Annotated in this window: 25 protein-coding genes; 13 read left to right on the plus strand and 12 right to left on the minus strand. The window is 67.3% G+C overall.

Going from position 1 to position 23,962, the window contains the following annotated elements; translation table 11 throughout:
- Positions 1 to 145 precede the first annotated feature (145 nt).
- Both BGO47_RS02340 and BGO47_RS02345 read left to right on the plus strand, forming a co-directional pair.
- Positions 146 to 1,138, plus strand: a complete 993-nt coding sequence (locus BGO47_RS02340; protein ID WP_292708352.1) for a PHP domain-containing protein — start codon at positions 146 to 148, stop codon at positions 1,136 to 1,138.
- Positions 1,139 to 1,384: 246 nt separating this feature from the next.
- Entirely contained in the window at positions 1,385 to 2,680 is a 1,296-nt protein-coding gene (locus BGO47_RS02345; RefSeq protein ID WP_292708170.1) for an MFS transporter, read from the plus strand.
- On the opposite strand, the gene BGO47_RS02350 is transcribed toward BGO47_RS02345, so the two are convergent.
- From BGO47_RS02350 to BGO47_RS02360, 3 genes are read right to left on the minus strand one after another with little or no spacing between them, the layout of a single operon-like run.
- Positions 2,652 to 3,578: a 5'-3' exonuclease gene (locus BGO47_RS02350; protein ID WP_292708172.1), complete on the minus strand. Its 927-nt coding sequence runs from the start codon at positions 3,576 to 3,578 to the stop codon at positions 2,652 to 2,654. The genes BGO47_RS02345 and BGO47_RS02350 overlap by 29 nt on opposite strands.
- Positions 3,579 to 3,630: 52 nt before the next feature.
- A complete protein-coding gene (locus BGO47_RS02355; protein WP_292708174.1) occupies positions 3,631 to 4,437 on the minus strand; it encodes a hypothetical protein in 807 nt (268 codons plus the stop codon).
- Positions 4,428 to 4,976 (minus strand): hypothetical protein, encoded by a 549-nt coding sequence (locus BGO47_RS02360; RefSeq protein WP_292708176.1) that lies wholly within the window; start codon positions 4,974 to 4,976, stop codon positions 4,428 to 4,430. The genes BGO47_RS02355 and BGO47_RS02360 overlap by 10 nt, the downstream gene beginning before the upstream one ends.
- A gap of 135 nt (positions 4,977 to 5,111) precedes the next feature.
- Here BGO47_RS02360 and BGO47_RS02365 point away from each other — a divergent pair, with 135 nt between their 5' ends.
- Complete coding sequence (locus BGO47_RS02365) at positions 5,112 to 5,789, plus strand: response regulator transcription factor (protein WP_292708178.1); 678 nt, start codon at positions 5,112 to 5,114, stop codon at positions 5,787 to 5,789.
- Entirely contained in the window at positions 5,786 to 6,772 is a 987-nt protein-coding gene (locus BGO47_RS02370; protein WP_292708180.1) for a HAMP domain-containing sensor histidine kinase, read from the plus strand. Before BGO47_RS02365 ends, BGO47_RS02370 begins: the two co-directional genes overlap by 4 nt.
- Here BGO47_RS02370 and BGO47_RS02375 read toward each other — a convergent pair.
- The 3 genes from BGO47_RS02375 to BGO47_RS02385 are packed head-to-tail and all read right to left on the minus strand — an operon-like array spanning position 6,744 to position 9,588.
- Positions 6,744 to 7,556, minus strand: coding sequence for an FAD:protein FMN transferase (locus BGO47_RS02375; RefSeq protein ID WP_292708182.1), 813 nt, complete (start codon positions 7,554 to 7,556; stop codon positions 6,744 to 6,746). The genes BGO47_RS02370 and BGO47_RS02375 overlap by 29 nt on opposite strands.
- Positions 7,553 to 8,092 carry an FMN-binding protein gene (locus BGO47_RS02380; protein ID WP_292708184.1) on the minus strand — a complete coding sequence of 180 codons (540 nt, stop codon included), beginning with the start codon at positions 8,090 to 8,092 and terminating at the stop codon, positions 7,553 to 7,555. The genes BGO47_RS02375 and BGO47_RS02380 overlap by 4 nt, the downstream gene beginning before the upstream one ends.
- A 23-nt stretch (positions 8,093 to 8,115) precedes the next feature.
- A complete protein-coding gene (locus tag BGO47_RS02385) occupies positions 8,116 to 9,588 on the minus strand; it encodes a ferredoxin reductase family protein (RefSeq protein ID WP_292708186.1) in 1,473 nt (490 codons plus the stop codon).
- Positions 9,589 to 9,663: 75 nt separating this feature from the next.
- Between BGO47_RS02385 and BGO47_RS02390 the strand changes: the two genes are divergently transcribed.
- Positions 9,664 to 10,098 carry a YchJ family metal-binding protein gene (locus tag BGO47_RS02390; protein WP_292708187.1) on the plus strand — a complete coding sequence of 145 codons (435 nt, stop codon included), beginning with the start codon at positions 9,664 to 9,666 and terminating at the stop codon, positions 10,096 to 10,098.
- A gap of 31 nt (positions 10,099 to 10,129) precedes the next feature.
- Here BGO47_RS02390 and BGO47_RS02395 read toward each other — a convergent pair whose 3' ends face one another.
- From BGO47_RS02395 to BGO47_RS02405, 3 genes are all read right to left on the minus strand, one after another.
- A complete protein-coding gene (locus BGO47_RS02395) occupies positions 10,130 to 10,705 on the minus strand; it encodes a carbonic anhydrase (protein WP_292708188.1) in 576 nt (191 codons plus the stop codon).
- Between the two features lie 101 nt (positions 10,706 to 10,806).
- Positions 10,807 to 12,624, minus strand: coding sequence for a pyruvate kinase (locus BGO47_RS02400; protein WP_292708190.1), 1,818 nt, complete (start codon positions 12,622 to 12,624; stop codon positions 10,807 to 10,809).
- A gap of 83 nt (positions 12,625 to 12,707) precedes the next feature.
- The gene (locus BGO47_RS02405) at positions 12,708 to 13,793 is read right to left on the minus strand and encodes an AAA family ATPase (RefSeq protein WP_292708192.1); all 1,086 of its coding nucleotides are present in this window, start codon (positions 13,791 to 13,793) and stop codon (positions 12,708 to 12,710) included.
- Between the two features lie 117 nt (positions 13,794 to 13,910).
- On the opposite strand from BGO47_RS02405, the gene BGO47_RS02410 reads away from it, so the two are divergent.
- The 4 genes from BGO47_RS02410 to BGO47_RS02425 all read left to right on the plus strand — a co-directional run bounded on the left by BGO47_RS02410 (position 13,911) and on the right by BGO47_RS02425 (position 17,105).
- Positions 13,911 to 14,282 carry a hypothetical protein gene (locus BGO47_RS02410; RefSeq protein ID WP_292708193.1) on the plus strand — a complete coding sequence of 124 codons (372 nt, stop codon included), beginning with the start codon at positions 13,911 to 13,913 and terminating at the stop codon, positions 14,280 to 14,282.
- Positions 14,283 to 14,323: 41 nt separating this feature from the next.
- Positions 14,324 to 15,373 carry a zinc-dependent alcohol dehydrogenase family protein gene (locus BGO47_RS02415; RefSeq protein ID WP_292708195.1) on the plus strand — a complete coding sequence of 350 codons (1,050 nt, stop codon included), beginning with the start codon at positions 14,324 to 14,326 and terminating at the stop codon, positions 15,371 to 15,373.
- Between the two features lie 78 nt (positions 15,374 to 15,451).
- Positions 15,452 to 16,372 (plus strand): helix-turn-helix transcriptional regulator, encoded by a 921-nt coding sequence (locus tag BGO47_RS02420; protein WP_292708197.1) that lies wholly within the window; start codon positions 15,452 to 15,454, stop codon positions 16,370 to 16,372.
- Between the two features lie 235 nt (positions 16,373 to 16,607).
- Positions 16,608 to 17,105: a DUF427 domain-containing protein gene (locus BGO47_RS02425; protein WP_292708198.1), complete on the plus strand. Its 498-nt coding sequence runs from the start codon at positions 16,608 to 16,610 to the stop codon at positions 17,103 to 17,105.
- 41 nt (positions 17,106 to 17,146) lie between these two features.
- Here the strand turns inward: BGO47_RS02425 and BGO47_RS02430 are convergent, their stop codons facing one another.
- Positions 17,147 to 17,794 carry an LON peptidase substrate-binding domain-containing protein gene (locus BGO47_RS02430; RefSeq protein WP_292708199.1) on the minus strand — a complete coding sequence of 216 codons (648 nt, stop codon included), beginning with the start codon at positions 17,792 to 17,794 and terminating at the stop codon, positions 17,147 to 17,149.
- 53 nt (positions 17,795 to 17,847) lie between these two features.
- On the opposite strand from BGO47_RS02430, the gene BGO47_RS02435 reads away from it, so the two are divergent.
- Positions 17,848 to 18,984, plus strand: a complete 1,137-nt coding sequence (locus tag BGO47_RS02435; protein WP_292708200.1) for a VanZ family protein — start codon at positions 17,848 to 17,850, stop codon at positions 18,982 to 18,984.
- On the opposite strand, the gene BGO47_RS02440 is transcribed toward BGO47_RS02435, so the two are convergent.
- Positions 18,926 to 19,381: a DUF3054 domain-containing protein gene (locus BGO47_RS02440; protein ID WP_292708202.1), complete on the minus strand. Its 456-nt coding sequence runs from the start codon at positions 19,379 to 19,381 to the stop codon at positions 18,926 to 18,928. The genes BGO47_RS02435 and BGO47_RS02440 overlap by 59 nt on opposite strands.
- Positions 19,382 to 19,429: 48 nt before the next feature.
- Between BGO47_RS02440 and BGO47_RS02445 the strand changes: the two genes are divergently transcribed.
- Positions 19,430 to 20,347, plus strand: a complete 918-nt coding sequence (locus BGO47_RS02445; RefSeq protein ID WP_292708204.1) for a rhodanese-related sulfurtransferase — start codon at positions 19,430 to 19,432, stop codon at positions 20,345 to 20,347.
- A gap of 14 nt (positions 20,348 to 20,361) precedes the next feature.
- Here BGO47_RS02445 and BGO47_RS02450 read toward each other — a convergent pair whose 3' ends face one another.
- Positions 20,362 to 21,375 (minus strand): LacI family DNA-binding transcriptional regulator, encoded by a 1,014-nt coding sequence (locus tag BGO47_RS02450; protein ID WP_292708206.1) that lies wholly within the window; start codon positions 21,373 to 21,375, stop codon positions 20,362 to 20,364.
- A 184-nt stretch (positions 21,376 to 21,559) separates the two neighbouring features.
- On the opposite strand from BGO47_RS02450, the gene BGO47_RS02455 reads away from it, so the two are divergent.
- Both BGO47_RS02455 and BGO47_RS02460 read left to right on the plus strand, forming a co-directional pair.
- Positions 21,560 to 22,807: an extracellular solute-binding protein gene (locus BGO47_RS02455; RefSeq protein WP_292708208.1), complete on the plus strand. Its 1,248-nt coding sequence runs from the start codon at positions 21,560 to 21,562 to the stop codon at positions 22,805 to 22,807.
- Between the two features lie 3 nt (positions 22,808 to 22,810).
- Positions 22,811 to 23,938 (plus strand): sugar ABC transporter permease, encoded by a 1,128-nt coding sequence (locus BGO47_RS02460; RefSeq protein ID WP_292708210.1) that lies wholly within the window; start codon positions 22,811 to 22,813, stop codon positions 23,936 to 23,938.
- The last annotated feature ends 24 nt before the right edge of the window (positions 23,939 to 23,962 follow it).

Here is a 23,962-nt window from a genome sequence, read left to right on the forward strand (position 1 = left end):
GACCCTCCTCGCGGAGGTAGGACTTCTCCCGGGCGTAGGTCGATCGCAACTGCAATCGACCTACGCCCGGGATTTTGCCTACCTGCAGAAGGCGATGCGCGCGTCGGTGGGGCGTGTCAGGCTGGGCGACATGAGCGAGCCGGAGCTGCAGCCGTACGACGCGCTGATCGAGATCGCGCTGCTGCTGGAGCGCGAGCGGGCGATCCGCTACAAGGCGAGGGCGTTTCGTACTGCCGCGGCAGCGATCGAGGGGCTGGATGCCGCGCAGCTGGCCGATACGGCGGGGTTGCGGCGCCGGAAGGGGATCGGTGAGTCGACCCTGGCGGTGATCGTTCAGGCCCGGGAGGGGCGCGTGCCGGACTACCTCGCGGAACTGCGGGAGCGGGCCGGCATCCGACCGTCTGCGCTTGGCGCGCTGCTGCGCGGCGACCTTCACAGCCATTCGGACTGGTCGGACGGCACGACGCCGATCGCGGCGATGGTGAAGGCTGCGCGCGAACTCGGACGGGAGTATCTCGCGCTCACCGACCACTCGCCGCGGCTGCGCGTGGCAAACGGCCTGTCGGCGCAGCGGCTTCGCGATCAGATCCCGATCGTGGAGAGCTTTCGCGACGACCGGTTCACCCTGCTCACGGGCATCGAGGTCGACATCCTCGAAGACGGCGGGCTCGATCAGCAGGATGAACTGCTGCGCTCGCTGGAGATCGTCGTGGCATCCGTTCACTCGAAGCTGCGGATGGAGCGCGGCCCCATGACGGCGAGGATGCTGCGCGCCGTGCGAAGCGGCAGGATCGATGTGCTCGGTCACGTCACAGGGCGACTCGTCTCCGGTCAGCGGGGGACGAGGCCCCCATCTGATTTCGACGCGGATCGGGTGTTCGAGGCCTGCGCGGAAGCCAGTGTCGCTGTCGAGATCAACTCGCGGCCGGAACGCGAGGACCCGCCCGATGAACTGATCGCGCTCGCCCTCACGAAGGGATGTCTGTTCTCGATCGACTCCGACGCGCACGCGCCGGGTCATCTGTCGCTGCTGGACTACGGTGCCGAGCGGGCAGAGCGTGTCGGGGTTCCGGCTGACCGCATCGTCACGACGTGGCCGCTGGCGCGCCTTCGGGAATGGACCGCGACGCGGCGGTGAGCGAGGGCGACGTCAGTTGCAGGTGCAGAGCTGGTCTTTGGGAACACCGGCGAGGGCCTGCTCAACGTGCATGCCGCAGCCGGTCCAGGTGATCTTGCCGCACGAGGAGCAACGAATCTGAGAGCACATGGGGATATCCTTCCGGGTTCTGGTCGGTGATGTTCGATGACTACGATACCCCTGGGGGTATAAGGAGCGCAACCTGAGCGCGGCAGGCAGGCGGTGACGCAACCCTAGACTCGACGGGTGGCTTCCGACCGACGCATCAATCCTGGTGCCGCCGGAAGCGCCGCCGGGCTGGTCATCGCCGGCATCCTCGTCGCCGCGCTGAGTCTTCGCGGACCCATCGTCTCACCGACACCTGTGCTGCGGCAGATCGAGACCGATCTCGGCATTGGAGCGGCCACCGCGGGTCTGCTCACAACTGCGCCCGTCCTGATGTTCGCGTTGCTCACGCCGGTGGCGGCTCTCGTCATCCGTCGCGCCGGAGCAGAGCTCGCGCTCATGATCACCCTCACGGGCGTTCTGCTGGGCACCTTCCTGCGCGCCGTTCCGGGCTTCGGGTGGATGCTCGCCGGGATGATCGTGATCGGCGCATCCATCACGATCGGAAACGTGGTCATCCCGGTCATCATTCGCCGTGATGTCGCGCCGGAGCGGGTGGCCCTGGTCACCGCCGGCTACGTCGCGATGCTCAACGCCGGATCGCTGCTGACCTCGCTGCTGACGGTGCCGATCGCCTCGGTGATCGGGTGGAACCTCGCCCTGGTCGCGTGGTCGGTGATCACGATCGCCGGGATGCTGCTATGGGGCCTGCATCTGCGCCGGGCCGCCGCGCGCGGGGAGCTGTGGGGCGAGCGGTTCTCGGGTGCGCAGCGCCCGGGGGCGGCATCCGTCGCCGATCGCGAGGCCGACACCCTCACCGGCCCGGTGCCCGTGCCGCTCGGGAGACGGGCGACGCGCGGCGATTCGATGTTTCGGAACCCGGTGCCGTGGATGCTTCTGCTCGCGTTCGCAGGGCAGGCCGCCGTGTACTACGGGTTCGCCACCTGGTTGCCCACACTCATCGCCGACGATCTCGGGGTCACCGCAGCAGCAGCGGGAGGCTTGACGGCGTTCTTCCACGGTGTTGCCGTGGTGGGGGCGTTCATTGTTCCGCTGCTCGCCCGGTTCACACCGCGGATCGTGCCTGCGATTGCCATTGGCGCGTCGTGGATCTTGCTGACGCTCGGCATGATCATCGCGCCCGAGTGGGCAGCGCTTTGGCTGAGCTTCGGGGCCATCGGACACGCTGGCGGGTTCGTGGTGATCTTCAGCACGATCGTCGCGATCGCTCGCTCCGACGCAGAGGCTGCCGGGATGTCGGCGCTCGTGCAGGGCGGCGGCTACGCGGCCGCGGCCCTCGCCGCCCCAGCCATGGGTGCGCTGCACGAGGCGACAGGCGGGTGGGATGCCGTGCTGCTGGCATCCCTTGTCGTCGTGCTCGCCTACTGCGTGCTGCTGGTCGCGGCTGTCATCGTGTCGTGGCGAGCGCCTCGATGACCCGTGAAACCGACGCTCCGAGCGACCACGTTTCAGCGAGGGTGACCGCGGCCACGCGCTGATCGTTCTCGAGCGGACGCAGTTGCGTGTCAGGCTGGGGAAGATCGAGCGTGCGCACCACCTCGACGACGGTGGGAGCCACCTCCAGGTAGTCGAGCCCCGCGGCGATCTTCGCTCGAACACCAGCCGACATTCCCTCGCCTCGCTCGGCGGCGGCGATGATGCCGGCAAGGTCGCCGTGCGCGGCCAGGAGCGTAGCCGCCGTCTTCTCGCCGATGCCGGCAACTCCGGGTAGCCCGTCGGAGCTGTCGCCGCGAAGGGTCGCGAAGTCGGCATATTGGCTTGGCAGTACGCCGTACTTGGTGACGACAGTGCGGTCGGTGACCAGCTCGAGGTTGCTCATGCCGCGGGCGGTGTAGATGACACGGATGCTGCGCTCGTCGTCGACGAGCTGGAAGAGGTCGCGGTCACCCGTGACGATGTCGACGGGCATCGTTGCCACCGTGGCGAGGGTGCCGATGACATCGTCGGCCTCGTGTTCGGCGGCGCCGATGATCGTGATCCCGAGGGCGGCGAGTGCCTCGCGGATCAGCGGCACTTGCACCTCGAGGGGATCCGGGACCTCCTCGACATCCGGGGCTCCCGCGACGACCTCGACGACCCGGTGGGTTTTGTACGACGGGATGAGGTCGACGCGCCATTGCGGACGCCAGTCGTCGTCCCAGCAGGCCACGAGATGCGTCGGCTCGTAGGTGGTGACGAGTTTCGCGATCATGTCGAGGAATCCGCGCACCGCGTTGACCGGCATCCCACTCGGAGCCTTGACGGTGTCCGGTACGCCGTAGAACGCGCGGAAGTACAGCGACGCGGAGTCGAGCAGCATCAAACGTTCGGTCACGCGCCCATCCTGGCATGCGCCCCCGACGATGGCGTGGCGGTGCGGACGGCCCTCAGCAGCCGGGGCCGCTGGGGTTCTCGGCGCAGGTGCGATCGACCAGGGCCGTGCGAACCTCGAGAACCTCGAGCGTGTAGGGCGGTGCCGGGGCGTTGACGTAGCCGGGAACCGGGCGCCATCCGCTGCCGAAGTCGACATCCGCCGAGTACTGCAACGTGAGGGAGACGGTGTACGTGCCGCGCTCGCGGTAGACATGACTCGTTGACGTCGGGCTGAACTGGGGGAGTCCGAGGGAAGCCCAGGTCGCACCGCCAGTCGTCGTGCGCGTGTTCGAACCGTCGCCGTAGTCGAACACGTAGCCGGCCGGTCGGAACCTGACTGTCACGTCCCATCCGAGCAGCGGCCCCGTAAGGGTGTGCGTGGATGCTGCAGCGATGATGTTGGTGGGCGTCCCCACGACCCCGAAACCTGCGGGCTCGCCACCGAGGCTCGGACGCGCCGGGACGAAGCTCGCGAGATCGTCGATCGTCACATCCGGATACGTGACGACGGAGTAGTTGCCTCGGCATCCGACGATGGGGCACTCCTCAGTGGCCGGGGCTGCGTTACCGGTCGAGCCGGTACCGGAGTTGCCGTTGGAGCCGCCGCGGCCCGGGGAGCTGCCCGCGCCGCCGGTTCCGGATCCTCCGCCGGAGCCCGGCTGGTTCGCGGAGCCGCCGACGTCGACCTGGCTCCCGTTGTTGGAGACGCTGCAATTACCCGACCATGCGGAGTTGCTCGCGCATCCGGATCCTCCGACTGTGGTCGGTGCTAGAGAGGCCGCGCTCAACGCGGCGAGCACCACCAGGCTGGCTAGCCGCATTGTTCGCTATTCGATCCATCGACGACTGACAGCAGCGCACCCGTCGGCGAGTCGGCGGACGTTGTCGCCACAATCATTACCGACTGAGTGTCTGGACGATCCGTACTCACGACTGAGTTGCCGTCGCGATCAGTCAGTGCGACATCTGCGACGCGAAGGCACGCAATGCCATCGATCGTGCCAGCACCTGCATCCCAGGAGGTCGGGCTGAAACCTGTGACTTCGCTCATTCCCGACACAGTCCAGCCGTTCGCATGCATTCCGCTGAGCGATTCCCGCTCGGCTGCATTCGCATCGCCGGTGGTCCAGCGGTAGACCTCCTCGAAGGTCGAGGGGTCGCTGAGGTCGACCTGGTTGAGGGCGTCCACATATGCGCGGTACGTGGCCTCTGCGGCAGCGAAGGCTTCCTCCTCGGAGGCGAACCCTGTGGGCGTCGGGGTCGGGGTGGGAGCCGTCGGCCCGCACCCGGAGAGCGCACCGACACCGAGCATCGCGGCGATCACGATCGACGCGGCTCGAAACGGACGGCGGCGGGTCATGTCGACCACGGTAGCCCGCGGCATCCGTCTCGGCTGCACTATCCACAGTTCGAACAACGGACCCGGAGGTGGGGAGGATCCCTGCGCTCCAGCTCGCGGATAGGTCTGCGCGCTAGCGTTGGCCCGGGAGGCATCATGCCGTACGACAGCGGAACGCACGCCGACGTGCTGTACGTCGAAGACGATCAGGACGTCGCCCAGATGACGATCGAGGTCCTCTCGGAGTTCCATGCCGTCGTCCATGCGGCAGACGTTGCATCGGCGAGGGCCCGCGCCCTGCAGCAGCGATTCGATGTGATGGTCATCGACAGGCGGCTTCCCGGCGGCGATGGAATCGACCTGGTGCGCGCGATCCGCACCGCTCGCATCACGACGCCCATCCTGCTGCTGACGGCCCTCGGCGCCGTGGATGACCGCGTCGAGGGACTGGATGCCGGCGCCAATGACTACCTCGTGAAACCGTTCGACTACGGCGAGTTGCTTGCTCGCATCCGGGCTCTCGTGCGCGGCTACCGCGCAGAACAGCACCGACGCACGCTCGGCGAGTGGGTCTTCGTTCCCGAGTCCCAGGCGCTCTACGGGCCCTCTGGAGCACGGGTCGCGCTCACGACGACCGAGACCGCGCTGCTGGATGTGCTCAGCGCCAGCCCCGAGCATGTGTTCAGTCGAGAAGAGATCCTGGGTGCGGTGTTTCACGAGGGCGACACCCCGGGCTCGGTCGATACGTACGTCCACTACATCCGACGTAAATCGGTTCCCGAGATGATCGAGACGGTGCGCGCTCGCGGCTACCGGGTCGGGCAACCGTCATGACGAGTCCGGAAGCTGCCGACCGGCGCCGCGTGCAGCGGGCTGCTTTCTCTGTCGGGGTGTGGGTTGCCGCGGCGTCGGCGATCGTCATCGCGCTCGGGGTGTCGGTCTTGGTCGCCGTCATCCTGCTGCGCGCGCGTGTCGAGAATGACGAGCACGGAACAGGTTTCCCCGGTGACCATCGCGGGTCGGGGGATGATCTCGTGGTCGACGTCGACCGGGTGCTGCCGTGGGTGATCGGGCTCGGCATCCTGGGCGTGGTGGTGCTGTCGCTGATCGCATGGTTCGCCGCTCGCCGTGCGGTACGGCCGCTCGGCGAGGCGCTGCGACTGCAGCGGAACTTCGTCGCTGACGCCAGTCACGAACTGCGCACGCCGCTGACGACCCTGACCAGTCGCATCCAGATCGCCCAGCGTCGCCTGGAACGCGGGGGAGACGTCGCCGAGGCTCTCGACCAGCTGCGCTCCGACGCTGACGCAATGAACGACATGCTCACCGATCTGTTGATGGCTGCCGAAGGCAAAGCGGATACGACGGCTCTTGCGCCGGTCGGTGAGGCGATGGATGCCGCGGTCTCCCGCCTCCAGCCACTCGCCGACGAAAGCGGGGTGACGCTGGAGGTCTTCTCCACCGACCGGGCGGTGCGGATGCCGCTTCCGACGCTCACCCGCATCCTGATGGCCGTCGTCGACAATGCGATCCAGCACAGTCCCGGGGGCGCCGCGGTGACGATCGCGGCGGCAGCGACCCGTGACGATGTGGAGATCCGCGTCAGCGATCAGGGCAGCGGAATCGACCCGGCCGACGCGGAGCGCATCTTCGAAAGGTTCGCCCGCGGATCAGAGACGGGCAGGCGGCGCGGGTCCGGACTCGGGCTCGCGCTGGTGCGAGACGTGCTGACCCGCTACGCGGGCCGGATCGAGGTCGAATCGACCTCATCCGGGGGCACGACGTTCCTTATCGCGCTGCCGAGTCCGCGTGTGTGACGACCGATACCTCGGTCGCGCCCATCCATCGCCGCACGCGTCCGTCATCGGATACCGTCATGCCCGACCGGGAGTCAGCCGCTGACACCCACGAGAGGTCGTCGCCGGCGACAATCGCGACGGTTGCCCACAGGTCGGCTTCGGCCAGGGAGTCGGCGACGACTGTCGCGCTGCGAACGCCGGTCGCCGGCTCGCCGGAGCGCGGGTCCAGGATGTGCGCACCTCGCTCAGCGGTTCCCGAGGTCGCTACCGCGCCGTCGACGACATCCATGATCGCGAGAACCTCACCGGCGCGGTGCGGGTCGGCGATGCCGACGCGCCACACCCAGTCGCTTCCCGGCGCCGTCCCCACCTGCATGTCACCGCCCGCGTTGATGCCGATCGCTGTCGCGCCGGTCGCGGCCAGAAGCGGCAGAAGATGCATCCGTGCCGCGCGTTCGACCGCCCAGCCCTTGACGTAGCCAGTGGGGTCGAACCAGCCACGCCAGGTAGCCGAGAACCGGCCGCCGGAGCGCTGCTCGGCGTCAAGACATGCGGCGGCGACCTCGGCAACGAGCGGATGCGCCTCGTCGAGCGTGATCTTCCCGCGGTGTAGACGGCTGATCTCCGAGTCCTCGCGATAGGTCGAGAAGATTCGGTCGGCTTCGCGGAGCTCGTCGAAGGCGCAAGCCACGGATGCCGCGGTCTCGGCATCCTGAACGAAAGCCGTGGTGCCATAGGCGTGTACCGAGACGACAGTTCCCATGATCGTCTCGACCCAGACGCGAGGCTCGCTCGAGCTCATTGCTGCGCCTGATCCAGCGCGCTCTGAAGTGATTGCGTGTACCCCTGGCTGGTGTAGGTGGCGCCCGACACCATGCGGATCGATGCACTCTGAGCGCTTGTCGTCTCGGAGATCAGGACGGGCAGTGCGCGCGCATTGATCTGCTGATCCTCGCGGTTGCTGCTCGGATACTGCGGCACCTGCACGTCGGTGATCGCACCACCACTGACGGTGATCTGAACCTGGACGTTTCCGTATCGGGTGCGCACCGCATCCCCGGTGTAGGTGCCGTCGGCGAGGCCGCTCGTGGTCTGTGCAGTGGACGTCGATGGAGATGGAGATGGGGATGCCGAGGGCGTGGTAGTCCCGGCTGTATCCGGAGCGCCCGCCGAACTCGACGGCGTCGACGCGGGTGCCGGGGCGGTCGTCGTGCTGCTCGTCGTGCCCGCCGTGTCGTCGGCGGCAACCGGCATGACCGCCTCGAGCGAGGTGCGGTAGCTGAACAGGAGGACGACGCCGCTCAGGGTGGCGAGAAGTCCGTAAACGATGCGCTTCATCGGAGGCTCCGTGGTGTGAAGGGTCAGACGGTGAATGACTCGGAATGGATGCGGCTGCGGTGAACGCCCGCGGCACGCAGGTCGTGCTCGAGGGCCTTCATCCAGGGCGCGGGTCCGCAGAGGAACACGTCGTAGTCCTCGAGGTCGGGCGCGAGATGGCGCAGCGCATCGGAGGCGGTCCAGGCGGCGTGCGAGGCCGGCAGCCACGAGGACGCTGTGCGGGCCCGGGGACCCGGAAGCGGGATGTGTCGCAGACCTCGGTTCGCGACAAGGGCGCCGATGGCATCCTTGCGGAGCGCGGCCTCGGGTGAGTGGTCGCGGGTGACCAGAATGGCCTGGCCCGGTGCGTAACCCTCGGCTTGAAGCAGGGCGACCAACGGTGCTACCCCGGCGCCGGCACCGATCATCAGAAGCTTCGAGCCGGTGCGGGCATCTCCTGTCATCGTGCCGTACGGTCCCTCGATAAGGACAGGGGTGCCGGGAGCGAGCCGTGCCAGGCGGGCGGTGCCGTCACCGACGATGCGGGCAGAGATCGTCAGGCTGCGGCCATCGGGGGCTGCGGCCAACGAGAACGGATTCGCCCGTGAGGCTCCGGGGCCATCCAGGAAACGCCAGATGAAGAACTGGCCTGCGCGGGCTCCCAGGCGATCCAGACGGTGCCCGGTCATGGTGACCGCAACGCCGCCCACGCCGTCGGGACGAACGTCGGCGACGCGCACCCGGTGTCGCAGCGAGCGTGCGAGGGGCACCAGGATGCGAAACACGACGATAGCTGCGGCGCTGATCGCCCACAGTCCCCACCAATAGGCGGTGGCGACGGGCGAGAAGAGGAAGTCGGCGCCGGTCCACAGCTGGTGGGGCAGCGCGAGCCCGACGCCGAGGTACGCGTACAGGTGCAGCAGGTGCCATGACTCGTAGCGCAGCTTCGCTCGTGCGCGGCGCATCGAGGTGACGGCGACGAGGATGATGAGAATCGTGCCGGCGGTGGCCAGCAGCATCCCGGGGTAGTCCCACACGAACTCCCAGAGCTGGACGAACACGTTCACATCCGCGGCAGCGGCGTAGCCCAGAACCAGAAGTGCGATGTGGGCGAGCATCAGTGAGAACGACCAGAACCCGACGAGTCGGTGCATCCGGGTCAGCCCGTCGCGTCCGAACCCCCGCTCGAACAGGGGGATACGCGCAAGAAGGATCACCTGGTAGAGCAGGAGGTTTGAGGCGATCAGGCCCGTCAAGCGGCCCAGGCTGTTCAGCGCGGCGGCATCGAGGCCCCACAGGTCCTGGATGCCGCCGCCGGCCACCCAGAGGGCGAGAACGAACAGGCTTGTCAGCCAGATCACGCTCGTCGCGGCGAGATTCCACGCCCGGCGGGTCGAGCGAGCACGGCTCCTCCCGGGTACGGCGGCGCTCGCCACGGCCGGAGCACGATGCTGCGGACGCCGCGGGACGGGAGGCGGTGCCGTGACGGTGGTGCGAGACGGTGTCGCTGTGGTCATGAGGCAAGCGTGGCGGCGGGTCTCTGAGACTGCTCTAAGGAAAGCCACCGTGCTCGCGGTTCATAGAATCCTCACATGAGTTTCGGATCTGCTGCGCAGCCCGGCATCCGTCGACCGGCCGACCAGGATCCGTGTGTTTGCGGCAGCGGAAACACGTACGGCCGGTGCTGCGGACCGCTCCACCGAGGGGAGGCGGCCCCGAGCCCGGAACGGCTGATGCGCTCGCGGTACTGCGCGTTCGCGCTCGGCAACGCGCGCTACCTCGCCGATACCTGGCACCCGCGCACCAGACCCGAGCGGATTGACCTCGACCCTGACGTGCGCTGGGTGGGGCTGCGCGTCATCGACGCTCCCGCGGCCGGGGGCGAGACCACCGGCATCGTCGAGTTCCGGGCGCGCTGGCGCCACGGCGCAGAGGCCGGGGAGCAGCACGAGCGCAGTCGGTTCCGCCTCGCCGCGGGACGCTGGTGGTACCTGGACGCCGAAACGGCCGGTTCCGACATCCTGTGACGGATGCCGAAACCGGCCGCTCGGGGTGCGATCAGGCGGCGGCGCCTGCTGCGGTCGCTGCCGGCACCTCGACGAGGCGACCGGTTCGGACGTCGTACACGTAGCCGTACACGGGGATGCGGGCCGGGACGAGCGGGTGAGCCTTGATGCGCGCCACATCGTCGACGACGGCCTGCGCCTGGTCGCTGATCGTGAGCCAGTCGATGTAGGCGGCCTCGGCGGAGCCGGGGCCGGTGCCGACATCCACGAAGCCCTCGGCGCGTAGCTCGGCGGTCTCGAGGGAGTTCGCAAGCAGGCCGCGGATCACCTCGTCGGTGAAGAACTCCATGCCGCAGTCGGTGTGGTGGATGACGAACCACTCCTTCGTGCCGAGCAGCTTGTACGAGATCACGAGGGATCGGATGGCGTCGTCGGACGCACGACCGCCGGCGTTACGGATGACGTGGGCATCCCCTTCGCTCAGGCCCGCGTACTTCGCTGGGTCGAGACGCGCGTCCATGCACGTGAGGATGGCGAAGCCGCGGGCGGGCGGCAGAGCGAGACCGCCCTTGTCGAACGCGGATGCGTAGGACTCGTTCGCGTCGAGCACCTCGGACAGAACTGACATGACACTCCTCGGGTGGATGGCCTGGCATCACCACGCTAGGTGTCGCAAAGCGCCGCGTGCGCTGTATGACCGTCTGTGACGGGCGGCCGTGCTGCGGCTGCTCAGCCTTCGTGAGACCAGGCGCGCAGCCGTCGCAGCAGCGGGCGCTTTTTCTCGAGGTGGCCGTGCATCCGCCGCAGGATGTCATCGAGCGCTTCGATCGCCTCCTCGATGTGCGGACCCTTGTTGAGCATGACGCACTCAGCCCTTTCCCCCGCGGCGGCATCCGTCACCTCGGCGCGGGTGGGAACACCGCTACCGGCGAGCGAGTCGAGCACCTGCGTTGCCCAGATCACCGGGACGTGCGCGGCTTCGCACAGCCACAGGATCTCTTCCTGCACTTCTGCGAGCCGTTCCCAGCCGGCCTCGACACCGAGATCGCCTCGGGCAATCATGATGCCCACCCGGGGCCGTTGCATGAGCTCGAGGAGAATTTCGGGCAGCGCTCGGAAAGCGCGCACCGTCTCGACCTTCACGACGACGCCCAGGTGCCCGGCGCCCCGCGCGTCAAGCTCGGTGAACAGGCGCGCGACGTCGCCGGGAGAGCGCGCGAACGACAGCTGCACGATGTCGGTGAATCCGGCGACGGCATCAAGTGCGCGCAGGTCCTCGTCGGCGAGCGCCGAGATGGGCAGGTCGGTGTCGGGGAGGTTGATGCCCTTCTCGGCGCGGAGCTTCGTTCCCCGCGGTGAGGCGAGGGTCACCTCGACCTCCGCGACGCGCTGGCCGTCAGCGACACCCACGGCGCGCACGAAGCCCTCGATCTTGCCGTCATCGAAGAGCACGCGATCACCGACGCGGATCACCTCGAGTGCTTCGGGCACCGTGCAGCCGACACGGTGTCGGCCCTCATGCGTGAATCCCGGTTCCTCATCCGGACGAAGTTCGATGATCTCGCCCCGGCGGACCCGCAGCGCTTGATCGACCGGTGGCAGCGGGCCGACCCGGGTCTCGCGGCCATCGACATCCAGCAGCGTCCCGGTCCCGAGATACGCCGTCCGGTCTCCTTCGATCTGTGCCCCGCCGCCGCGCAGCGCGACGACCGTCATGTAGCGCGATCGGCCACGAGTATCGGTGAACTCGACGGTGTCATCGATCCGCAGGCGAGCAAGCCACATGTCATCCGTGATGGGGATTTCCCCAGCGGGCGCAGCCGACCCGTCAGCGCGTGGTGCGACGAGCCAGACCGACGCGGGCTCGGTCACCCGCCCCAGAGCGTCGCGCGTGGGCGACACCTTCACGACCCGCGGTCCAGGTTCGAGAGGACCGGTGCGCAGCTTCGGCCCTGCGAGGTCGGTGGCGATCCGGATGCTCGCGCCGGCGTCTCGGACGTGCCTGGCCATTCGCTCCCACGCCGCGGAGTCGTCGTGTGCGCAGTTGATGCGGGCGACATCCATGCCTGCTCGCGCGAATCGGGTGACCAGTGCGGGATCGTCAGCGGCTTCGCTCGGCAACGTGACCATGATGCGGGTCTGGCGGTCGTCTGCTGTGCCGCCGAGCAGCGCTGCCGCGTGCACGCTCAGGGGAGTGGCCGGGGCGAACCGGGTGTCCGCGTCCGCGGTGGCGTGCTCGTGCGGTGCTGCGTGGCCCAGCGCTGCATCGATCGTGCCGAGTACCGCATCGAGGTTGCGCAGGACGTCGGCTTCCATCCGTCCGAGTGACGAGAGCCCCTCCGCGGTGAGGCGATCCTGCACGTCCCGCAGGTCTCGCGATCGCAGGGCGACATAGCGAACGAGATTGGCGGCGCCGGCCGCATGGACGGGATGCACGCGGGACAGGGGAGCGGATGCCGCTCGCTCGGCATCCTGAGCTGCAGAGCGGAGGGTCAGCAGTTCGGCGCGAAGAGAGTCGAGTCGTTGAGAGCGAGCAGTATCGAGCATCGTCCGACCTCCACCTCTGACGTTAGCTCTCCGCCGTGCGCGGCGTCAGGGGAAGGGACGTGAATATCCGGCCGGGAGGCTGCTCAGGCGAGAGTCACATCGGAGACGGTCACGGTGCGCCCTCCCGCAATCATCGCGCGGGCGCAGGCGACATCCAGACGCGCGATGGCGAGCCCTGGGTGATCGAAGGTGTCAGCCTCCGTCGGTGGCTGGAGGGCCGCCTCGATGGCAGCGTGATCGATGACGACGCCATACTGCTCGGCCAAATGCGTCGCCACCGGCACGACCAGTCCCCGCACCACGTTCTCGTCCCACGGTTGCAGCTCGACGATGACCAGGCGATCCGAGAGAGCGCCATAAAACTGCGCAATCCGCTTCTCATACGGAGCGGTCACCGTGATCACCAGGCGCGCGAGCGGGAATCGCTCTGACTGCCAGATCTCGCGGAGGATGGACACGTCGGGCTCGGTGGTGCCCAGTCGCGCCAGCTCATCGACGTCTTCGACAACGACGACGGTGCGCCGAGTCAGCGCCGACAGTGTGTCGCGCAGCAGCATCGCCGGCTCGCCGTCCACGGTCGTTCCGGGGTCGAAGAAGAGCGTCGGCAGCGGATCCTCGAGGTCGAGCAGAAGGCGCGCGATCTCGGCTGCGAGGCTCGTCTTGCCGCAGCCGCGTCGGCCCACGAGGGCGGGGATCAGTGGCTGATCGCTGAGGAGGTACGCCGCGACATCCAGGGCTTCGCGTCCTCGAAGAAGACCCGCCAGAGGGTCTGTGCGTGTCGCGGGCGCGGCGCCGTCGGACGCCCCGACCTGTTCGGAGTCATCGACGCGGTGGCGACTCGGAGAGCTTTCCTCGGGCAGCAGGTCGGCGACCGCGAGATCTCCCCGGAGGGCAGCGTGCAGCCGCATTGCCAGGGCCGCGGCATCCGGCGAGGCCGTGATCATGTTTCGCACCTCGGCTTCATTGCCGATCGTCTGGCCGGCAGCGAGAAGACGGTGAAGCAGAGCCTCGCCGTCGGAGCCGAACGCCTCGCGGAACTCAGCGGTCCAGTTCTGCGCGAACGCGGATGCCGCGTGCGTGACGGTCGCGTGGTCGGAGCCCCATCGCTTGGCTTCGGCCTTGGCCAGACCGACCAGTCCGCGAATGGAGAGCGTGTCGGTCGCGCGCATCGATCCCTCCCTGCGGCGACGGCCCCGGGTCGTCGCCGCGACGCTTGATAACAGTTGTAGCGCGGTTCTGGCGTTTCCCACTACTGCTCCAGTGGTGCGCCTGCCAGACTCACAGCTATGAGAACCAGAGCATTGAGTGCAGTTGTCGCCGGGGTCTTCGCTGTGTCTATCGCGCTGAGCGGTTGCTCGCAGAACAACGTCATCGCCCCGGTGACGATGGACGCCGGTGACCTGCAGGGGGAGACCGTCGAGCTGATCGTCGGTCAGGTGCTGAACATCAATACCGGTGATTTGCCGGTCGACAGCTACAGCGGCGAGGTTGCCGATCCTGCTGTCGCCGAGTTCGTCCCCGGTCACACCGACGACACCGCGACGTTCAACCCGGGTGTCACCGCGCTGAGCGTCGGGAGCACTGAAGTGGTGCTGTCCAACAGTGACGGCGGCATTCAGGACGTCACCTTCACTGTCGAGGTCACCGAAAAGAAGTGACGGATGCCCCGCGAATCATTCGCGGGGCATAGTCTCGAACCATGCGTGCAACCGTCATTCATGGTGCCCGAGACGTCCGACTGGAAACCGTTGCCGATCCGGTGCTGTCGACCGGTGGCGATGCGCTAGTTCGTGTCGTCGCGGCGTGCGTGTGCGGATCGGACCTGTGGTCGTACCGCGGGATCGCGCCCACCGAAGAGCCGCACCGAATCGGGCATGAGTTCATCGGTGTCGTCGAATCCGTCGGTAACCAGGTTGAGCTGGTGCGACCCGGCGACTTCGTGATCGCGCCCTTCTACGTGTGCGACAACACCTGCCTGAACTGCCGCAACGGCGTGAGCACGTCGTGCCTTACCGGCGGATGGTGGGGGCAGGACGACCGGCTCGGCGGCTTCGCCGACGGCGGTCAGGGCGAGAGGGTTCGCGTGCCCCTGGCCGACGGGACGCTCGTGGTCGTGCCGGGACCGGTTACCGACGACGAGATCCCGGGGTTGCTGTCGCTGGCCGATGTCATGGGTACCGGGCATCACGCCGCGGTGAGCGCCGGAGTGCGACCTGGAGACACGGTAGTCGTTGTCGGTGACGGCGCGGTGGGTCTGTGCGGCGTGATCGCAGCGAAGCGGCTGGGTGCCACCGAGATCATCGCGATGTCTCGCAATCCGCAGCGCCAGGCGCTTGCCTGGGAGTTCGGCGCAACACACGTCGTCGCCGAGCGCGGTGACGAGGGCGTTGCTGCCGTGCGGCAGCTCACTCAGGGCATCGGCGCCGATCGCGTTCTCGAGTGCGTCGGAACGAAGGAGTCGATGGCACAGGCCCTGGCCTCGGCGCGGCCGGGAGGACGGGTCGGGTTCGTCGGCGTGCCGGCAGGCGGCCCGGAGCTGCCTGTTCGCGACATGTTCAACCGGAACGTCGGTGTCGTGGGCGGCGTCGCGCCGGTGCGGGGATACATAGAAGAGCTGCTACCAGACGTGCGGTCAGGGTCGATCACGCCGGGCAAGGTCTTCGATCTCGAGCTTCCGTTGAGTGAGGTCGCTGAAGCGTACGCGGCAATGGACGAGCGCCGCGCCACGAAAGTGCTGTTGCGGCCGTAATCACCGATCTCGCCATCCGGCTCATGTGGGGGACCTTCGTCGGGCGTCTTGTCGGACGTTGTCTGTAACAATGTTCGGATGCAGCTCGAGGCGGCCGACTACGCGGCGATCCTCGACGTCCTCGAGTCGGTCGCCGGCTCACATGACACACGCGACTATGCCGCGCGGGTGAGCGCCGGGCTCTTCCGACTGTTCCCGTGCCAGGGGGCTTCGTGCACCGAGATCGATGTCACGGGACGTCGCGTGGTCTCCGAACCGGCACCCCCGTTTCCGTCGGGCTGGATCGCGCAGTACGGACCCGCGTTCGAGAAGTTCGCGTGGCAGCATCCGCTGTTCGGAACGTTCATCTCCGGTGAACGGGTCGGGCCGACCTCGTGGAGCATCGATGGAGCAGAGAGTTCGTTTGCGCGCACCGAGCTGTACCGCTCTTTCTACGAGCCCAACGGCGTTCGTCGCCAGATCGTCTTGATCTTCCCCACCTCTCACGGCACATCGATCGTCATCTCGATCGACTGCGCTGCCGCACACCCCTGTGGGGGGAGGGAGGCCGCAATGCTCTCGACGATCGCACCGTTGCTCGAGACGAGCTATCGCCTGGTCAGTCGAGCAGAGGGAAACCTTGTCTGGCCCTTCGCGGATGCCCCGGGAGCGGTGAAAGCAGACCTCACACCGCTTGCTCGCCAGGAGCCATTGGCGCCGCTCGGTGAGAGCCCGGAGAAACTCACGATCGATGACGCGCAGCTACGTGCGCATCAGGCGTTGCGATCGGCAGGCTTGACCGCTCGGCAGGCCGAGATCGCTCTCTTGGTCGCGAGCGGTGCAGCGACGTCGCAGATTGCCACCACGCTGCAGATCTCCACAGGAACCGTGCGCAAACACCTCGAAGCGGTGCACGCGACACTGGGTGTGTCCAGCCGCGCCGCTGTTGCTGCGACGGTCATGCGCCTCGTCCATCCCGAGGCGGCAGGCATCCTCGGTCAGCCGCTGCTCTCGCGCTGACGTCGACGGAGTCCCCTGGGACACTGCACCGGCGGATCATCGCTGGCTTGGGATGCCGATATCGATGGCTGAGCCGCCGGTGCAGTTCCTGAGCCTCGCTGCGAGGGACCCACGACGATCCCGGATGCAGCAAAGCTCCCCTCCGCCTTCGACGCTACGAGGGCGATCCGGATCCGGCCATACGACGTTTCGCGTACCTGAAGGTTTTCCGGCTCGGCGACCGTACGCTGGCACTATGCGTCCACCGAGACCAGAACCCGTCGGCGCCGGCCAGGAGTCGGTGTGGGACTACCCGCGTCCACCGCGTCTGGAGCACATCGATCGACGCATCGTCGTCGAGTTCGCCGGGTCTGTGATCGTCGACACGACGGATGTCGTCCGTGTGCTCGAGACGAGCCATCCCCCCGCCTACTATCTCCCGATTGACGCGTTCGCTCCCGGAGTTCTGCGCCGCGGAGAAGGGACATCGTTCTGCGAGTTCAAGGGACAGGCGGCGTACTTCGATGTTGCTCTGCACGGGCGGATCGCGCCGCGCGTCGGGTGGACTTATCCTGAGCCTTCCCGCGGCTTCGAGGATCTTGCCGGGCGCGTAGCGCTCTATCCCGGCCCGATGGATCGCTGCACGGTAGACGGTGAGATCGTCACGCCGCAGCCCGGCAACTTCTACGGCGGGTGGATCACGAGCGACATCCGCGGTCCCTTCAAGGGTGTGCCCGGTTCGGGAGGGTGGTAGCCCGACGGAGGTTCGGCGTCGCCGACTCGGTTGCCGCTCAGTTAGTAGCCGCTGACGTCGATGTCGCCGACATCGTCGGTCTCGGGGCCGGCGGTCAGGAGCACCTCGGCATCGAGCGTCAGATCGATGATGTCGCGCAACAGGCCACCGAGCGTGGTCGCGTGCAGGAGCCGCAACTGATCCATTTGCCCCAGCGGTGTGATGGCGGCGAGCTGCCACGCCGACTCGACCGGGTCCTCAGACAACTCGACGTTCGGATCCCAGCGCACGTCACTGAACCCGGCAGCTCGGGCCAGCACCCGACGAACGATCTGCTCGGCCTGCGCGTGCAGCGGCGTGAGCTCGTCATTCCACTCGAACTCCGGCAGCGGGGTCACGGATGCCGCGGGGTACGGGTCATCCTCGAGCCATCGGTCTACCGCAACCCGGGTTCCACCCACGGCGATGATGTGCACATCGTCGGCGCGCGGGTCCACCTGCAGGATCCGGGCCATCGTGCCGACGGAGAACCGCTGGTCGCCGCCGCCCGCCTCACTACCCCGTTCGATGAGCACCACGCCGAACGACGGCTCGTCGTCGTCGAGGACACGGCCGAGCATCATGAGGTAGCGCTGCTCGAAGATCCGCAGCGCGAGCGGGGTGTGGGGGAACAGCACCGTGCCGAGCGGGAACATCGCGACATCCGCCATGCCCCCAGTCAACCAGCGATTGCGAGCGCCCGGCCCATCGCCGAAGCATCAGTGTGACGCAGTCGCGCCTTCCGGGGCGGGAGAATAGCGGTCGTGCATCGCCTCGCCCCGGCATCGTCGCTGTCATCGTCGGCTTGGTTCTCTCGGTCGCGCTGTTCGTTCCGTTCCTTGCCGCGAGTTTTCGTGTTCGCGGCCGCGTCACGTTTGCGCGGACTCTGCTGTGGATTGCCCTGCTCATCGCGTTTTTGGCCCTCTGGTCCTACACGATCTTTCCCGCGCCCCTTCCCACCGACTACTACCGGTGCACGACGCCGAATCTCGACATCCTGTACGACCTGAAAGACATCATCCGCATCCAGGAGGCAGGTTCGAGCCTCATCGCCAACGCTGCGCTCCAGGTCGCACTGCTGAACGTCCTGTTCTTCCTCCCGATCGGCTTCTTGCTGCGCGTCATGTTCGGATGGGGTGTCGTGCGTGCGATGCTGGCCGGGTTCGCGCTCTCGCTGGCCGTCGAGGTGACACAGCTCACCGGCCTGTGGGGCATCTATCCGTGCTCTTACCGCCTGTTCTCGGTTGCGGATCTTCTTCACAACACGCTCGGTGCGGTTCTCGGTTCGCTGCTGGCTCTGCTGATCGTCCGCCGTGGGTCGCGAGTTTCGGCATCCGCCGCGCCCGCATCAGATCGAGCGTCGGGTCCCGTGACTGCCGGGCGACGGATGCTGGCAGCCTGCGCCGATCTCGTGCTCTACGTCACCGTCGCCATCGGTGTCGGAGCCGTCGTCGGGGTGCTCGCATTGTCGATGGGGCGGCAGACCGATCCGTGGGAGACGGCGCTCGGGATCGTCGTCTCGTCAGCGCTGTACCTCGCCCCGATTCTCGTGACGGGAGCGACCTGGGGTGAGCGTGCCGTTCTCATCCGGGTAGAAGGCGGATGGCGGCCGATGCTCGTGTCGCGCCTGGTGCGAGCGGTTGGCGGACTCGGCGGCGTGATCATCGCCCTGAACGTGATTCCCGAGTTCGGTGGGTGGGTCGCTCTCGGACTGATCGGGGTGCAGATCATCTTCGTGTGGCTCGCGCCGACGACGCGCAGCCTCGGGGCAGCGCTGGCGGGAATGAGGGTGCGCGTCAGCCCTACTCCGCGTGGTCTGGAGTCACCTCAGGCGGAGCCGAGCGCGACGCGCGACGCCTGATGATCGCCGCGATGGCGCGCCACCCGACGAGGAAGACCGCCAGCACGATCGAGGCCACGATCACGAACGCGGTCTGCACACCCTGGCCGCTGATGGCGCGCAGGAGCATGCCCCCGATCACCGTATAGAGCCAGACGGCGACCCCAGCGTTCAGGACTGCCAGCGGAAAGCGCCAGAGCCGCATCGTGAGCCAGCCGACAAGAAGCGCAACGAGGAAGGGCCAGGTGGTCTGCGCGAGGCCGAGACCGTCGGGGCCGATGACCTCTTCGCCGTGGCTCGCACGCCCGATCGCCGCAAAGATGATCACGAGCACGACGTCGGTCGCGAGGGCGATCGCGACGGTGCGGGGCGCGGGCAGCACGGGGGAGGGGCGGTCGGGTTCCGGGGCTGTGCTCATGCCTCCAGTCTGCCTGGCTGTGCACTGTTGGCGAGCTAACCTTGTGCGGTGGCACTCTCGAAGATTCTTCTCTTCTACCGGTTCACGCCGATCACCGACCCGAACGCGGTGCGGCTGTGGCAGCGGGACCTGTGCGAGTTGCTCGGGCTTCGCGGACGCATCCTGATCTCGAAGGACGGGATCAATGCCACTGTCGGTGGTGAACTCGACGCCATGAAGACGTACTGGCGCAAGACCCGCGAGCACCCCGGCTTCGGCGACATCGACTTCAAATGGTCGGAGGGGAGCGGGCTCGACGCCACTGGGCAGAGCCTGGACTTTCCGCGTCTGTCGGTGAAGGTGCGCGACGAGATCGTGAGCTTCGGTGCCCCCGATGAGTTGCGCGTCGACACGGCGGGCGTCGTCGGTGGTGGCACCCACCTGTCTCCGGGTGCCGTGCACAAGCTCGTCCAGGAACGCGGCGACGACGTCGTCTTCTTCGACGGTCGCAACGCGTTTGAGGCAGAGATCGGGCGCTTCAAGAACGCCGTCGTACCGGATGTCGCCACGACGCGCGACTTCGTCGCGGAACTGGACTCGGGCAGGTACGACCACCTCAAAGACAAGCCCGTCGTGACGTACTGCACGGGTGGCATCCGCTGCGAAGTGCTCTCCAGCCTCATGGTCTCGCGCGGGTTCTCAGAGGTGTACCAGATGGATGGCGGAATCGTGCGCTACGGCGAGAGCTTCGGGAATACGGGGCTCTGGGAGGGTGCGCTCTACGTTTTCGACGGGCGGGAGTCAGTCACGTTCGGGACGGACGCCGCGACGATCGGAGCATGCACGGTCTGCGGTGCGGCGACCTCGCGCATGGTCAACTGTGGCGATGCGGACTGTCGGGTGCGCGTTGTGCAGTGTGAGGGATGCGCGGATGCGGCATCCGCCCGGTGCACCCGCCACGGCGCTGCGTCGCTGGTCTCGGGCTGATTCGCTCGCCCCGGCTATCCGCCCGCGGCGGCGCCTCGCACGACGAGCGAAGGCTCGATGAGCATGTGACGCTCGAACGCGGGAGGCAGTTCCATGACAACGGAGCCGCCGTCGCCCATCAGCAGCTGCAGCGTGGCATCCGCGACGTGCTCGGGGCGCTGTTCGACGCTGCTGATCTCCAGCGCTTCGGCAGCTGGAGTGTTGTCGAAGCCGTAGACCACGAGGTCGGGGCGCCCGGAATCGATGGCCGCAAGGTGGGCGCCGATGGCAAGGGTGTCGCTCGCGCATACCAACGCTGAAAGGTCGGGGTGGCGCTCCAGCGCGTCCGACGCGGCTGTTCGGGCAGCAGTGACCCGATCTTCGGCCACGATCCGGGGCCCGCGAGCGTCGCCCAGCGACTCGAGCCAGCCCCGTTCGCGGTCGTCACCGGTGCCTGAGCCCGATGGCCATCCGAGAAACCCGATCTGCCGGCCTGCGCGGTGCTGCGCGTGCGCGGTTGCCTGACGAGTCCCCGCGGCGCCGTCGACGTCGACCCACCGGTGCGGTGCAGTATCGTCGTCGTCGGCCCAGGGTCGGCCGAACGCCACGAAGGGTACGTCCCTGTCCGAGAGCCACGCGGTTCGCGGGTCGTCGTGGAATGTGCCGCTGAGCACGATTGCGTCGATCTCACCGCCATCGAGCAGCTCGCTCATCCGCGAGATCTCGTCAGGCGCTGAACGCGCGGCATACAGCAGGATGCGCATTCCTCGTTCGTCGGCGCGTTCAGTGAGGGCATGCACGAAGCGGTCGAGCACGACTCCCGAGATGCCCCCGACGTAGGGGTCGAGGTGGATGCCGATTGTCGAGCTTCGGCGTGTTCGCAATGAGCGCGCTGCCGCGTGCGGACGATACCCGAGCTGGGTGATCGCGTCTTCGACGCGCTCGCGCGTCGACTCGCGAACGATCGCGGGCGTGTTGATGACGTTCGACACGGTTTGTCGGGAGACGCCGGCGACACGCGCGACGTCTTCGACGGTCGGGGCTTTCATCGCACCTCCTCGGCGATCTGAATCGTACCCGCGCCGCGCGCGGCCTTGACACGGCGGCGACGGTGTTCCTAACGTAGGGCGTAAGCAGAAGTTTGATCGTTCAAATTTCCCGAGCGAGACGATTCTGCCGAACCCTTTGCGTCACATCCGGCACGGAAGCCGGTTCATCGAAGGAGACACGCACATGGCACGACACCACATCCGAACGGCGGTCGGCGCAGGAGCGCTCGGCGTCGTTGCGGCTCTCACCCTCTCGGCCTGCGGGTCGGGATTCTCCGACGGCGGCGGAACCGCCGACGGTGAACTGACCAGCTCGGAGGACGGGATCACAGTTCTCATCGGTTCCTCTGGAGACGCCGAGACCACCGCTGTCGAAGAGGCTGTCGCAGCGTGGTCGGCGGACTCGGGGATCGAGGCATCCGTGCAGGTGGCCAACGACCTCGCCCAGCAGCTCTCACAGGGTTTTGCGGCGGGCACACCCGCTGACCTCTTTTACCTGTCGACCGACGCGATCGCGGGTTTCGCCGCGAACGGATCCCTCCAGGCCTACGGTGACATGTTGGCCAACAAGGATGACTTCTACCCGTCGCTCGTCGAGAACTTCACCGTGGACGACACGTTCTACTGCGCACCCAAAGACTTCTCGACACTCGCGCTGATCATCAACACGGCGATGTGGGAAGAAGCGGGTCTCACGGATGCCGACATCCCGACTACGTGGGAAGAACTCGACGCGGTCGCAGCGCAGCTGACCACCGCAGATCATGTCGGTCTCGCCTTCGGCGCCGAGTATCAGCGCATCGGCACCTTCATGGCCCAGGCAGGCGGCGGACTCGTCGAAGACGGCCAGGCGGTCGCCGACAGTCCTGAGAACGTCGAAGCCCTCGACTACGTGAAGGGCCACCTGGATGACGGCACGTTCGCGTACGCCGCCGACATCGGCACCGGATGGGGCGGCGAGGCGTTCGGCACCCAGAAGGCCGCCATGGTCATCGAGGGCAACTGGATCACCGGCGCCATGTCGAACGACTACCCGGATGTCGACTATGTCGTCGCTCAGCTTCCCGCCGGCCCGGGCGGTCAGGGCACGTTGCAGTTCACGAACTGCTGGGGAATGGCCGCAGACAGCCCGAACCAGCAAGCAGCACTGAGCCTCGTGGAGTACCTCACCAGCACCGAACAGCAGCTCGCGTTCTCAGCGGCGTTCGGCCCGATGCCCTCGATCCAGTCGGCCGCAGATCAGTGGCGCAGCGACAACCCCGAACTGGTTGCCTTCCTCGATGGGGCTGACTATGCCCAGTTCCCGCCGAACCAGCAGGGAGCCAGTGACGTGATCGCGGACTTCAATGCGCAGCTCGAGGGGCTCTCATCGGGCGACTCGCAGACGATCCTCGATTCGGTGCAGTCCAACCTCGAGGCGACGCTCGGCTGATCCATGAGCGTCACCGCACCCCCGGCTCGCCGCGCCGGATCCTCCGGAAAGGGGATTCGGCGCGGCGAGGCCGCGGCCGGCTGGCTCTTCACCGCTCCGGCCCTCATCATCCTCGGCGTGTTCCTGCTCGTTCCCGTGCTCATGGCCCTGTGGGTGTCGTTCTCGGACTGGAGCGGTCGAGGGAGTCCGCTGTCGTCCGATGTCTCCTTTGTGGGGCTGGACAACTACGCGGCAGTGACCACAGGGGGAGGGCTTGCAGAACGCGACTTCGGCATTTCTCTGCGAAACAATGCCTGGTACGTCCTGCTGGTCGTGCCCCTGCAGACGGCGCTCTCACTCGTGCTTGCTCTACTCGTGAACCGGGCGATTCTGAGGGGCCGTGGATTCTTCCGCACGGCCTTCTACTTCCCCTCCGTCACGAGTTCGGTCGCGATCACGGTCCTCTGGCTCTTCCTGTTCTCGACATCCGGGGTGGTCAACGACGTCCTGTCGTGGATCGGCATCAACGGGCCCAACTGGTTCAACGACCCGAGCGGGGTCATTCATAACGCACTCGCCTCTTTCGGCATCCAGAGCGGCCCGGAGACGTTGACGGCAAATTCGTTCCTCGGACTGTCCTTCTGGGACTGGCTCGCGGGCCCATCTGTCGCGATGAGCGCCTTCATCTTCATGGCGATCTTCACGACGAGCGGCACGTTCATGCTGCTCTTTCTCGCGGGACTGCAAAACGTCAGTCCCGACATCCAGGAGGCCGCCATGATCGACGGCGCCAACGCGTGGCAGCGATTCTGGTACGTCACGCTGCCGCAGCTTCGTCCCGTCGTGTTCACCGTCGTCACGCTCGGTCTCATCGGGTGCTGGCAGGTGTTCGATCAGATCTACACCGGGACGCAGGGCGCCCCCGGCAAGACGACACTCACCCCCGCGTTCCTGAGCTACCAGTCAGCGTTCATCTCCCAGCAGTGGGGCGAGGGCGCGGCGATCGCGTTCATCCTCTTCGTCATCATCGTCGCTTTCACTGTTCTGCAGCGGTGGGTGTTGCGGGAGCGCAAGGTCTCGCGCCGGCGCATCCGCCAGTACCAGGTCAATCCCGCGATCGTGGCTTCGAGCTCGGCGGAGGCGGGACGATGAGCGCTGCAACGCCGGCCCGTGCGG

This window comes from Microbacterium sp. 67-17 (genome assembly GCF_001898325.1).
GTDB classification, from domain to species: domain Bacteria; phylum Actinomycetota; class Actinomycetes; order Actinomycetales; family Microbacteriaceae; genus Microbacterium; species Microbacterium schleiferi.